General features: G+C 58.5%; 12 protein-coding genes. All 12 read left to right on the top strand.

The genetic code is table 11. The features are described 5' to 3' along the window. The first annotated feature begins 8 nt into the window (after positions 1-8). Positions 9-1,415: a flagellar filament capping protein FliD gene (fliD, locus tag ABD827_RS12225; protein ID WP_344965024.1), complete on the top strand. Its 1,407-nt coding sequence runs from the start codon at positions 9-11 to the stop codon at positions 1,413-1,415. Beyond that, positions 1,412-1,711 carry a hypothetical protein gene (locus ABD827_RS12220; RefSeq protein ID WP_344965023.1) on the top strand — a complete coding sequence of 100 codons (300 nt, stop codon included), beginning with the start codon at positions 1,412-1,414 and terminating at the stop codon, positions 1,709-1,711. The genes fliD and ABD827_RS12220 overlap by 4 nt, the downstream gene beginning before the upstream one ends. 20 nt (positions 1,712-1,731) lie before the next feature. After that, positions 1,732-2,127, top strand: a complete 396-nt coding sequence (fliS, locus tag ABD827_RS12215) for a flagellar export chaperone FliS (RefSeq protein WP_344965022.1) — start codon at positions 1,732-1,734, stop codon at positions 2,125-2,127. A gap of 445 nt (positions 2,128-2,572) precedes the next feature. After that, positions 2,573-4,033, top strand: coding sequence for a sigma-54 dependent transcriptional regulator (locus ABD827_RS12210; RefSeq protein WP_344965021.1), 1,461 nt, complete (start codon positions 2,573-2,575; stop codon positions 4,031-4,033). 226 nt (positions 4,034-4,259) lie between these two features. Continuing rightward, a complete protein-coding gene (locus tag ABD827_RS12205) occupies positions 4,260-5,228 on the top strand; it encodes a sensor histidine kinase (protein ID WP_344965064.1) in 969 nt (322 codons plus the stop codon). Between the two features lie 30 nt (positions 5,229-5,258). After that, on the top strand, positions 5,259-6,650 hold the full coding sequence (locus ABD827_RS12200) for a sigma-54-dependent transcriptional regulator (RefSeq protein ID WP_344965020.1): 1,392 nt from the start codon (positions 5,259-5,261) through the stop codon (positions 6,648-6,650). A 194-nt stretch (positions 6,651-6,844) separates the two neighbouring features. After that, the gene (gene fliE, locus ABD827_RS12195; RefSeq protein WP_298717834.1) at positions 6,845-7,159 is read left to right on the top strand and encodes a flagellar hook-basal body complex protein FliE; all 315 of its coding nucleotides are present in this window, start codon (positions 6,845-6,847) and stop codon (positions 7,157-7,159) included. An 11-nt stretch (positions 7,160-7,170) separates the two neighbouring features. After that, positions 7,171-8,877 (top strand): flagellar basal-body MS-ring/collar protein FliF, encoded by a 1,707-nt coding sequence (gene fliF, locus ABD827_RS12190; protein ID WP_298717837.1) that lies wholly within the window; start codon positions 7,171-7,173, stop codon positions 8,875-8,877. Next, positions 8,870-9,916, top strand: a complete 1,047-nt coding sequence (fliG, locus tag ABD827_RS12185; RefSeq protein ID WP_298717839.1) for a flagellar motor switch protein FliG — start codon at positions 8,870-8,872, stop codon at positions 9,914-9,916. Before fliF ends, fliG begins: the two co-directional genes overlap by 8 nt. Continuing rightward, positions 9,913-10,722 (top strand): flagellar assembly protein FliH, encoded by an 810-nt coding sequence (gene fliH, locus ABD827_RS12180; protein WP_344965019.1) that lies wholly within the window; start codon positions 9,913-9,915, stop codon positions 10,720-10,722. Before fliG ends, fliH begins: the two co-directional genes overlap by 4 nt. Beyond that, the gene (gene fliI / locus ABD827_RS12175) at positions 10,709-12,040 is read left to right on the top strand and encodes a flagellar protein export ATPase FliI (RefSeq protein WP_298717844.1); all 1,332 of its coding nucleotides are present in this window, start codon (positions 10,709-10,711) and stop codon (positions 12,038-12,040) included. The genes fliH and fliI overlap by 14 nt, the downstream gene beginning before the upstream one ends. Beyond that, positions 12,040-12,477: a flagellar export protein FliJ gene (gene fliJ / locus ABD827_RS12170; RefSeq protein WP_344965017.1), complete on the top strand. Its 438-nt coding sequence runs from the start codon at positions 12,040-12,042 to the stop codon at positions 12,475-12,477. The genes fliI and fliJ overlap by 1 nt, the downstream gene beginning before the upstream one ends. The last annotated feature ends 68 nt before the right edge of the window (positions 12,478-12,545 follow it).

The raw sequence follows: 12,545 nt of genomic DNA, 5'->3' as shown, positions 1-12,545 counted from the left end.
ACAGCATAATGTCCGGTATCAAGTTACCCGGGGTCGGCTCCGGCTTTCCGATTCAAAGTTTTGTGGATGCCACCGTCGCCGGTGAACGGGCACCTAAAGAGAAGATGTTAGCCCGCCAGGCCAATGACATTAACGTACAGCTGTCTTCTTATGGCTCACTGAAAGGGGTGCTCAGCGAGTTTAAAGACTCGCTTAAAAAGCTGGGTGAAGAAGAGGCCTTTCAAAAGCGATCTACCAGTTTCAATAACAGTGGTTTTGCCAGCGCCACCGCCGATAAAACAGCAGTGGCCGGTAGCTATACCCTGGTAGTGAAAGAGCTGGCCGAGGCTCACAAGCTGGGCACCGCGTCCATCCCCAAGGCGGACGCGGAGAAAAAGCTGGGTTCGGGTACCCTGACCCTGGGGGTAGGTGACGAGTCGTTTACGGTCGCGATCGATAAAGAGAAAAGCACTCTGGCCGAAGTCGCCGAGGCAGTGAACAACTCGGAAGATAACAAGGGTGTGCGTGCCACCGTGGTCACCGACGATACCGGTTCACGGCTGGTCTTCTTTGCCGATAAAACCGGTACCGAAAGTCAGATTACCGTGTCGGCCACCGGCAATGCAGATGGCGAAGGCGGGGCCGATCTCGCGACGCTGGATGACGCCCTGACCACGGTGCAGGCCGCCAAAGACGCGGTGGTGACCATAGACGGCGCCACCGTGACCAGTCAGACCAACGAGATAGAAAATGCCATTCAGGGCGTGACCCTGGATCTGAAAAAGGTCAATGACACCACGACCGACAGTGAAAAGCCCAATACCAAGCTGACCATCGGTTACGACAAGAAAACGGTAGAAAGCAATCTCAAGGACTTTGTGACGGCGTTCAACAAGGTGATGGGAACCATCAACCAGCTTACTGCTTATGATGCAGAAACCGAGCGGGCCGGTCCGTTGAACGGCGACGGCAGCACGCGCAATTTAACGTCACAAATTCGTAACATGCTGAGCGAGCCGATAGAAGGTGCGGTTGCCCCCATCAAAACATTGACCGACCTGGGCATTACCAGCAAGCAAGACGGCACCATAGAACTGGACGAAGATATTTTGAAAGAGCAGGTAGAGGATAACTTTGAACGCATTGGTTTGTTGTTTGCGTCCGAAAAGGGGGTATCCAACAAGCTGGACGAGATGCTGGAAAGTTTCGTCGGCAAGGAAGGTGTGTTAACCGAACGCGATAAATCGCTGAACGAGCAAATGGCAAAGCTCGATAAAGACGCTGTTGACTTTGAGCTTTATATGGAAAAGTTTGAAGAGCGTACCTATAAGCAATTTACCAGCATGGATATTATGGTTGCACAGTTGAACCAACAGCTTAGTGCGGTCACATCCGCTTTTGCCAATATGCCTGACTTTAGTGGTGGCAAGCAGTGACGACCGCGTTGGAACAATTGGCAGAGCTGGATCGAGATTTGCTTATCGCGTTGTCGAACTCAGAGCAGCTGGATGAACACTGGCTGTCAGAGCAACTGGACGAGCGCGCTACCTTGTTACAGGCTGTTATTAAGCAGGCTGATGTAACACCACTGCAGTCGAGCGAACTGATTGCTCGCTCAAGAAAGTTAAAAGAAGCCGCCGAAAAGCTACAGAAGCAACTGGGTGAGCGGCTTAAAAAAATGAATAAAGGCCGTCGCTCAGTGCAGGCTTATCAATCTGTTAAACGTAATTAGACGTAATTTAGGAGTAACTCATGCGCGGCTCAATGAAAGCCTATAAATCGGTAGCACTAGACAGCCAGAAAACCGTGGCCAGCCCTTATAAAGTGGTGCAAATGCTATTGGCCGGTGCCTTGGAACGGCTGGCCAAGGCGCGGGTAGCCATAGAGCAGGAAAAACCGGCTCAGCGTGGCGAGCTGTTGGGCGGAACCATGATGATTGTTGCCGAGCTGCGCATGGCACTGGATCATGATGCGGGTGGCGATATAGCGGCCAACCTGGATAACCTCTATGAGTTCATCATGGCAGAGCTGGTGCTGGCCAATACCGAAAACAGTATCGACAAGCTGGAAGCCATCAGTGGCTTGCTGCGCGACATTAAAGAAAGCTGGGATGCCATTCCTACCGAGCAGCAGCAGGTTCCTGCTTAAGCGCTGACTCTTATCGCGGCGCCGATATTCGGCGCCGCTTTCTATGAATCATGTTTTTATCACAAGCTTTTACCCTTGTTCTTCCTGCAATATCCCCTATCCGGATCATCGCTTTTCTCGTTGTAAAAATCGAGCTTCATTCGTTTTTTCGCTCGGTATGGATATGGCCGTTGTGTAGCGGTCAGTGTCATAAATTTGCCAGCCCTTCCGCTCACTAACCCATTTTCGGTTTAAAACCAATCGGCTCTTAATGCTTAATTGATCCAGATCAACGATGAAGGCGCTTACGCGATCTTATCTGTCGAGTTATTTTGACGCACGTGTCAGAATTACGACTCTTCGGGTTCATATCGGCACCATCATGGTGCTATGCTATGACCGATTTCGGGATAATAATCGAGTAAATACTCAGAATAACCAATTGAATAGAAAGGATATTTACCCTATGGGCTTTAACGGCTGCGTCCTGATCATGGACCACAACCAGGAGCGACGCTCAAGGCTTGAAGCCATCCTTTCCTTTATGCAGGTAACATGGCGCAGTGGCAACCGGGCCGACGATTTAGCCTGGCTGCAGAGCCAGCCGCAAAACATGACGGTGCTGGTGGGCGAGGCCGATGTTTCCCTGTCCAGCCTGCTGGAGACGTTTCCTCACCATGCCTTTATCTGCCTTAACAAGACCGACTGTCGGGCCGACAACCTGCTGGGTGCCCTGACCGAGCTGACCTACGGTGAGCTGACCGCCTTGCTGACTCAGGCCCAGCAATGGCAACCGGTGCGGTCGTCCAGCGAGCAGGATGCGGGTCTGCAACAGTTGCTGATTGGCGACAGCGCCCCCATGCAAGAGGTGAAAAAGCTGATCCGTCAGGTAGCGGGCAAGCCGGCCAATGTGTTGTTGCTGGGCGAGTCGGGCACCGGCAAGGAAGTGATTGCGCGGGCCATTCATTTATTGTCGTTGCAGGCCGAAGGGCCGTTCGTGCCCATTAACTGCGGCGCCATTCCGGCCGAGTTGCTGGAAAGCGAGCTGTTCGGTCATGAGAAAGGTGCCTTCACCGGTGCGGTGGCGGCGCGCAAGGGCCGCTTCGAGCTGGCCGAGGGCGGTACCCTGTTTCTGGATGAAATTGGCGACATGCCGTTGCCGATGCAGGTCAAGTTGTTGCGAGTGTTGCAGGAACGTACCTTCGAGCGGGTGGGGGGCACTCGCCCCATCAAGGCAAAAGTACGGGTGATTGCCGCCACCCATCGCGATCTGGAGCAGATGATTTATGAGCAGCGCTTTCGGGAAGATCTCTATTACCGCCTGAATGTGTTTCCGATAGAAACGCCGGCCTTGCGCCAGCGGCAGGACGATATTCCTTTGTTGCTGAATGAGCTTATCGGTCGTCACCGGCTCACTCATGGTGCCGAGCTGTCTTTTTCAGCGGACGCCATCGCCTCGCTGCAGGCCTGGCACTGGCCGGGCAACGTGCGCGAGCTGTCCAACCTGGTAGAGCGCATGTTTATTCTGTGCCCCAATCAGGTGGTGCAGCAGAAAGACTTGCCGGCGAAATACCGTTTTTTGAGTGACGAACAGCTGGCGGTACAGCCTTTCGACGAACTGGACGAACGAGATGCGCTGTCGTCGATATTTCAGTCCGCTGACGAGCCGGCCGAAGACGAAGCCGATTTTTTCGACTTTCAGGCTATCGACGATATGGGGCTGGAAGAGCCGGAGCCGCTTGCTCCCTCGTTGTCGGCCGAAGGCGTCAACCTCAAGGAGATGCTGGCCAATATCGAGATGGACATGATTGGCCAGGCGCTGGAAGTGAACGAAGGCATAGTGGCCCGCGCCGCCGAGCACCTGGGCATGCGTCGCACCACCCTGGTCGAAAAAATGAAGAAATACGGTATCAGCCGAGAATATTAATCCATTCCCAATGACACCCCCTCCCAGCCGCCCCCTGGGGCGAATCTGCCGTTATGCCTGTGGCGCCGCTGCCAAGGGGGAGGGGGGGCTGCAGAAGGGGACCTCTCGAGTTTTCCTAAATGGCATGCTTATTGAATAACCGGTTCAACACTTCCTCAATTGTCGCCATCTTATGTTCAGTGATCCGGCCCTGTTGCCACAAGCGTCGTCAGATACGCCCTTGAGTATGGACTTATTGCTGAACGCCATGCCCAGCGGTGTGGTCTGGCTGGACGGCCGGGGCCGGGTACGGCTTGCCAACCCGGCGGCCCGGGCCATATTGGGTGAGCCCCTGCAGGACATCGCCTGGCCCGAGGTGATTGAACGGGTGTTTGCGCCCCAGCCGGATGACGGCCTGCAAATATCGCTCAAGGACGGTCGACGCATACAGCTGGCCATTTCCCATATAGAAGGCCAGCCCGGCCAGCTGATCCAATTGACCGACATGACGCCCACTCGAACCTGGGTTGAGCAGCAAAGCCACGCTCGGCGGCTGGCGGCGCTGGGGCAAATGGCGGCCACCCTGGCCCACCAGATTCGCACCCCCCTGTCTGCGGCCATGCTATATGGCGCCAACTTGTCTGCGCCCAGCCTCAACGAGGCACAACGGGCGCAGTTTCAGCAGCGGCTGATGGCGCGGCTGAGCGACATAGAGCGTCAAATAAGCGACATTTTGCTGTTTGCCCGGCCCGAGCAGAGCTCCATCGCCGAAGAGCTGGAGCTGAACGCGCTGCTCGGCGAGTGTGCTGAGGCCGTCATGCCTCTGCTGGCGGCCGAAGGGGCTACCCTGGACCTTGCTCCGGCACAGCCGGTGCACGTGCTCGGCAATGCGCACGCCCTCAAGGGTATCATCCTGAATCTGCTGGAGAATGCGACAGAAGCCGGAGCGATCCGAATCGCGCTGACGGTGCTGTCGGCACCGAATAATGAAGTCGAAATTCGGGTGCAGGATAATGGCAAGGGCATGGACGCCAGTCTGCTTAATCGGATTTTCACCCCGTTTTTTACCACCCGCAGCCAGGGCACCGGCCTGGGGCTGGCGGCGGTCATGGCGGTGATGAGTGCCCATCAGGGCCGGGTCACGGTGCAGTCGGTACCGGCGCAGGGCAGCCGTTTCAGCCTCTTTTTGCCGCAAGGGGTAAGGAATGAAGAATAAAGGGGAAACAGAGATTAAGGAGGCATCTTCATGACACATGATGTACAGCCCGATGTGGTTGATCTTCTTATCGTCGAAGACGATTCGGGTTTGCAGCAGGCGCTGCAGGATACCCTGCTGCTGGCGGGGTTTTCCTGCGCCGCGGTCAATAGTGCCGAGGCGGCCATCGTCTGGCTGCAGGAGCGGGCGGCGCGGCTGGTGATCACCGATGTGCAGATGGCCGGCATGGACGGCCTGGGGTTGCTCGGCTGGATCAATCGTCGCATTCCCGGCCTACCGGTGCTGGTGATCACCGCTTATGCCCAGGTTGCGGGGGCGGTGGCCGCCATGCGTGCCGGTGCGGTGGATTATCTGGCCAAGCCGTTTACCCCCGATGCGCTGCTGGCGGTGGTGTCGCCTTATGTGTCGCAACACAGGTCGTGCCATACGTCGCAAGAAGCGGCAGACGGCGGCGATCCCGTGGTGGGGGATGCCGGCAGCATACAGTTGCTGCAACTGGCCACCCGGGTGGCGGAGTCGGGCGCCAGCGTGATGATCAGTGGCCCCAGCGGCACCGGCAAAGAGGTGCTGGCGCGTTTTATTCATCGTCGCTCCGAGCGGGCCGAGGGCGCCTTTGTGGCCATCAACTGTGCCGCCATTCCCGAGAACATGCTGGAAGCCACCCTGTTCGGTTATGAAAAGGGGGCCTTTACCGGGGCGGTGCAGGCCTGCCCCGGCAAGTTTGAGCAGGCCAATGGCGGCACCCTGCTGCTGGACGAAATTACCGAAATGGATCTCAACCTGCAGGCCAAGTTGCTGCGGGTGTTGCAAGAGCGGGAAGTGGAGCGCCTGGGCGGGCGCAAGACCATTCGGCTTGATGTGCGGGTGCTGGCCACCAGCAACCGGGATCTGCGCCAGGCGGTGGCGGAAGGGCGCTTTCGGGAAGACTTGTACTACCGGCTTAACGTGTTTCCGTTGCACTGGCCGGCGCTGGCCGAGCGACCCGGCGACATTATTCCGCTGGCGGAATATCTGCTGCAGCGCCATGCGCGTGAGTTGGGGCGGGGCGTTTTGGTGTTGAATGACCAGGCCAAAGCGCGACTGCAGGCCTGGCACTGGCCCGGCAACGTGCGCGAGCTGGGTAACGTGATACAGCGAGCGCTGATACTGGCGCACGGCGAGGTGATTGAAGCGGCGGATATTCTGCTGGACGCCGCCTCATCCGTCGCACTCCCTGCCGCACCAACCGCCTCCGGGCGTGGTGAGCCGGATAGTGACCTCGGCAAGGAGCTCGCTACTCAGGAGCAGCAGCTTATTCTGCAGGCCTTGCACACCCACGCCGGCAGCCGTCAGCAGGTGGCGGAAAAACTGGGTATCAGCCCTCGCACCCTGCGCTATAAGCTGGCGCGCATGCGCGATGCCGGGATTAGCGTGCCGGTGTGAATTGAACCCTGAATGAGCAGATACAAGCCAGTAGGGTTGAATTCATTCGACCACATGCACTACGCCCTGGCTCAGGCAGTCCAATAAATTGGACCCTTCAAGTTCAAATAGAAGCCGGCGAGCAGATAAAGATAGACTGGCCCGTCGTTTGCATTATGATCTTCACGCTATTTATTTGACTGAGGATGACTGGGATGGACATTAGCGCAGCCGGACTATTAACAGACATGCAGGCCATCAAGGGCGAACTGCAACCGCTGACGCCACCCAATAGCGTAGCCCCGCAACAGGACTTTTCTGCCCTGCTGACCCAGGCGGTCAACAACGTCAATGGTCTGCAGCAAAGCACCGGCGATCTGCGCAACCGCTTCGAGCTTGGTGACGAGTCGGTCAGCCTGGAGCAGGTGATGATCTCGTCGCAAAAGTCGAGCATCGCTTTCGATGCCACCGTGCAGGTGCGCAACAAGGTGGTTGAGGCCTATAAAACCATCATGAACATGCCGGTATGAGGACTTGATTGGTGGCCGATAATCCGTTGGTGAATACCGACAAATCTGCCCTTGCCACCAGCGAGGACAACTCACTGGAAGCCCAGGAGCAAAAAAGCACGCCGTTCGCCTTGCTGGGCAACACCGACATTCTGCGCCAGGTCATTATTGTGCTGGCGCTGGCTATCTGTCTGGCGTTGGCGGTGTTTATTCTGCTGTGGGGCAAAGAACCCCAGATGCGCCCGCTGGGCGTATACAGCAATCAGGAATTGATTGAAACCCTCGACTTTCTCGATGCCCAGAAGGTCGAATACACCATAGACGGCAATACCGTGCTGGTGCGGGCCGATAAATTTGCCGATATTCAGCTTAACCTGCGTCGCTCCGGCCTGGATCAAAGCCCGCCCCAGGGGGATTCTATTCTGCTGTCCGACCCCGGTTTCGGCATCAGCCAACGCCTGGAGCGTGAGCGGCTTAACCTGAGCCGTGAACGGCAGCTGGCGCGGGTCATCGAACAATACAACAGCGTCGCCCAGGCCCAGGTGCTGCTGGCCATTCCCCGTGAAAACGTCTTTGTACGCGACAAGCGCCAGCCCAGCGCCACCGTGGTGCTGAACCTGCGCCGGGGCGGTACATTACGTCAGGAAGAAGTGGATGCCATCGTGGATACGGTGGCCTCGGCGGTGTCGGACATGACGCCGGATCGGGTCACGGTCACCGATCAAAACGGTCGCCTGCTCAACTCCGGCTCGCAAGACCCCTTGTCGGCCCGCACCCGTCGCGAATTTGAACTGCAGCAAAAGCAGGAAGCGGAGTATCGCCAGAAAATTGACGCCATTCTGAGTCCGGTGTTGGGGCTGGGCAATTACACCGCCGAGGTGGATGTACGGCTCGACTTCACCCGCAAAGAGCAGACCGTCAAGTCGTTCAATCCCGAGTTGCCGGCGGTACGCTCGGAAATGGTGATGGAAGACAATACGTCCGGCATGGGGGCTATTGGCATTCCGGGCGCCTTGACCAATCAACCGCCGGCCGAATCGGATATTCCCGAACAGGCCGGGCAGGCTCAGGAAAAACGAAGCAACGAACGTTCCCGACGCGAGGCGACCCGCAACTTCGAGCTGGACACCACCATCAGTCACACCCAGAGCGCCACCGGAGATGTGCGCCGGTTAACGGTATCGGTGGCGGTGGATCACAAGGCCATTACCAATGAGGATGGCACTACAGAGCGGGTCGCACTGACGCCGGAAGAGCTGACCCGTATCGATCGGCTGCTGCGTGGCGGACTGGGCTTCGACGTGAGCCGGGGTGATGCCATAGAGGTGGTGTCGGTGGCATTCAACCGGCCCCAGCTTGACGATATTGCCGGTGTGCCTTTCTACGAAAAAACCTGGTTCCTGCACCTCATGCGTATTCTCGGTGCGGTGATTGTGCTGATTGTGCTGTTGCTGACCCTGGTGCGCCCCATGGTCAGGCGTCTGCTGGGCAGCGATGAAAAGATGCCGGAAGAGGTGGATCTGGACGGCCAGAATGCGCTGCTGGGCAATGATGATCTGGCGCTGCTGGCGCAGCAGGCCGAGCAGGATGACGGCATGTTTGGTATTCGCGAGGGCCGTTTGCAACTGCCCGATCTGAACAAGGACGAAGACGTGCTGTCGGCCATTCGGGCCCTGGTGGCCAACGAGCCGGATCTGGCGGCACAGGTAGTGAGAAATTGGGTGAAAGCCGATGACTGATACTCAGCAACTGATGATTACCGATGAGCAGCGGCAACTGCTCACCAAGATGACCGGCACCGAAAAAGCCGCGCTCTTGATGCTGAGCCTGCGGGAAGAAGACGCGGCGCAGATATTTCGCCATCTCGATCCCAAGCAGGTACAGCGTCTGGGCATGAAAATGGCCTCGGTTGGCGACTTTGGTCCCGAGCGGGTGGGGGCGGTGCATCGGCTCTTTATCGAGGATATTCAGCGCTTCACCAAAATCGGCGTGGGCAGTCAGGACTTTGTGCGCAACGCCCTGGTCTCGGCGCTGGGTGAAGACAAGGCCGGACGCCTGGTCGAGCAGATTTCGGTCGGTGCCGGCTCGCGCGGGCTGGACTCGTTGAAATGGATGGATGCGCGCCAGGTGGCCAGCATCATTCATAACGAGCACCCGCAAATTCAGACCATAGTGCTGTCTTACCTCGAGCCGGAGCAGGCCGCCGAAATTCTGCAGCAGTTTGCCGAGCCGGTCCGGCTGGATTTGGTGATGCGCATCGCCGAGCTGGAAGAGGTGCAACCGGCGGCGTTGCAAGAGCTGAACGACATCATGGAAAAACAGTTCGCCGGTCAGAGTGGCGCCAAGGCCGCCAAGATGGGGGGCCTCAAGGCCGCCGCCAATATCATGAACTATCTGGATACTTCTATCGAAGGCACCCTGATGGACTCTATTCGTGATCAGGATGAAGAGATGAGCATGAAGATCCAGGATCTGATGTTCGTGTTCGAAAACCTGATTGATGTGGATGACCGCGGCATACAGATGTTGCTGCGTGAGGTGAACGGCGAGCTGCTGCAGCGGGCATTGAAAGGCGCGGATGACCAGCTCAAGGACAAGTTCCTGGGCAACATGTCCAAGCGAGCCGCCGAAATGCTGCAGGACGATCTGGACGCCATGGGCCCGGTACGGGTGAGCGATGTCGAGGTGGCCCAGAAAGAAATTCTGGCCATTGCCCGCCGTCTGGCCGACAGCGGGGAATTGATGCTGGCCAAGGGTGGCGGAGATGACTTCGTATGAGTCGTCATCCTTATTCCTCCGAGTATGATCGCATCCCCCGCGATAAAACGACGGACGCCGAGCACTGGCCCTGGCCAGAGATGACACAGCCTCGGGCCGAGCCAAGAGAACAGCAGGCGCTGAATATCAAGCGCCGGGCCGAGGTGGCCGATCCCGAGCCGATAGCGGAACCCGAGCCCGAGCCGCTGACCGCCGAGGCGCTGGAGGCCATTCGTCAGGCCGCCTACGAAGAAGGCTTTGAACAGGGCAAACAAGAAGGCCTGGTCGCCGGGCAGGAAGAGGGGCGCCTCACCGGGCTGCAACAGGGCCACGAGGCCGGTCTCAAGCAGGGGCTGGAACAGGGGCTGGCCGAAGGGCAGCAGCAAATAGAACAGCAGCAGCAGCAGTGGCAGCAGCTGCTTGAACAGTTGCAGGCACCGCTGGCGCAGATAGATCAGGTGGTAGAGCAAAGTCTGGTCACCCTGGCGCAGGAGCTGGCCCGTAATCTGCTCAAGACCGAAGCGACTACCTCGCCGCAGTTGTTGCTGGCCACGGTGCGTGAAGCGGTGGCGGCCTTGCCCGGGCATGAGGGAGACGTGACCCTGTTTCTGCACCCGGACGATATGGCCATTATCGAGCAGCATTTCGACGAAAAGAGCCGCCGTCAGCGACGGTGGGAACTGGTGAGCGAGCCGGATCTGGTCCGGGGCGATGTGCGGGTAAAAACCGCGTTATCCGAGCTGGATGTGAGCCTGGCACTGCGTATTGACGAGCTGATGGCCAACTTCATCAAGGCCAACTGGATTCGTTTCCATGACACTCCCTGAGCGGCTGGCGGCTTATCAGGCCAGGGGCTTGATGCCGGCCATGGCGGCCAGCGGCAAGCTGACCCGGGTGGTTGGCCTTACGCTGGAGGCGGTGGGCTGTACCGCCGCCGTCGGCAGTCAGTGCAAGATTCAGACGATGTTTGGTGAAATGGACGCCGAAGTGGTCGGTTTTGCCGACGACCGGCTGTTTCTGATGCCCAGTGAATCGCTCAAAGGCGTGATTCCCGGCGCCCGCGTCACGCCGGTGGGGCAAGGCGCCGGGGTACCAGTAGGCATGGAGTTGCTGGGGCGGGTGATCGACGGCATCGGCCAGCCGCTGGACGGCCTGGGGCCCATCGTCACCAGCAATACCGCCGATTTTACCGCCCAACGGCTTAACCCGATGGCGCGCAAACCCATCGAAGCACCGATGGACGTGGGCGTGCGCGCCATTAATGCCCTGTTGACCGTGGGGCGGGGTCAGCGCATGGGGCTGTTTGCCGGCTCAGGCGTCGGCAAGAGTGTGCTGTTGGGCATGATGACCCGCGGCGCCAAGGCCGATGTGGTGATAGTGGGGCTGATTGGTGAACGGGGCCGGGAGGTCAAAGAGTTCATCGATGTGATTCTCGGCGAAGAGGGGCGCGCCCGATCCGTGGTGGTGGCGGCCCCGGCCGATGCCTCGCCGCTGATGCGACTCAAGGGCTGTGAAACGGCGTTGACGCTGGCGGAATACTTTCGCGATCAGGGACTCAACGTGCTGCTGCTGATGGACTCCCTGACCCGCTATGCCCAGGCCCAGCGGGAAATTGCGCTGGCGGTTGGCGAGCCCCCGGCCAGCAAGGGCTATCCGCCCTCGGTGTTTGCCCGCCTGCCGGCGCTGGTGGAGCGAGCGGGTAACGGCGCCGAAGGCCAGGGCAGCATCACCGCCTTCTTCACCGTACTGACCGAAGGGGACGATCTGCAGGACCCCATTGCCGATGCGGCCCGGGCCATTCTCGATGGTCACATCGTGCTGTCGCGTCAATTGGCCGACAGCGGCCATTATCCGGCCATCGATATCGAAAAGTCGATCAGCCGGGTAATGACGGCGGTGACCACCGATGCCCATCAGCAGCAGGCGCGTGCGGTCAAGCAGGCCTATGCCCTCTATCAGCAGAATCACGACTTGATCAACCTCGGCGCCTATCAGTCCGGCGCCGATCCCCGGCTGGACATGGCGATTCATGTTCGCCCCCGGCTGGATCACTTTTTGACCCAGAGCATGAAAGACGTGGTGGAGTTTCCCATGTGCCTGACCGATCTTGAAACCATCAGCAAACCGCTGTTGAGAGCCGGTTGATGAGTCGGGCATTACGGTTGTTGCTGGATCAGCTCGATGGTCAGGAACGCAAGGCGGCGGCCGAGCTGGGCGCGGCCCAGTTGCAGTTGCAACAGCTGGAACAACAGCAGCAGACCCTGAGCCAGTATCAGCGTCATTACAGTCAGGAATTTCAAAGCCGCGGCCAACAAGGCCTCAGCGCCCACCAGTTCGGGCACTTTCAGGGCTTTATCGACAAGCTGGAATTGTCTCAGCAACAGCAACAGCAGGGCTTGCAGCAGGCCAGGCAACAGCTGGAGCAAAGCCGCAGCGCCTGGATGGCGGTACGCACCCGCAAGCAGGCGATCGACAAGCTGATGGAGCGGGACGCCGAGCGACAGCGGCTGGAAAGCGCCCGTCAGGAGCAGAAAATGCTCGATAACCTTGCCATCTACCGGTTTCACAAAAAAAGTCTTTAGTGTTTGTTTGCCGAGTATCTTGCACTTGCCGCTGTGATCTTGCGTAACTGGTGCGTTCTTTGCATAAG

The sequence above is a fragment of the Oceanisphaera sediminis genome (assembly GCF_039539745.1).
GTDB classification, from domain to species: domain Bacteria; phylum Pseudomonadota; class Gammaproteobacteria; order Enterobacterales; family Aeromonadaceae; genus Oceanimonas; species Oceanimonas sediminis.
The sequence above is the reverse complement of the archived record's forward strand: the minus strand, read 5'-3'. Positions and strand labels throughout refer to the sequence as shown.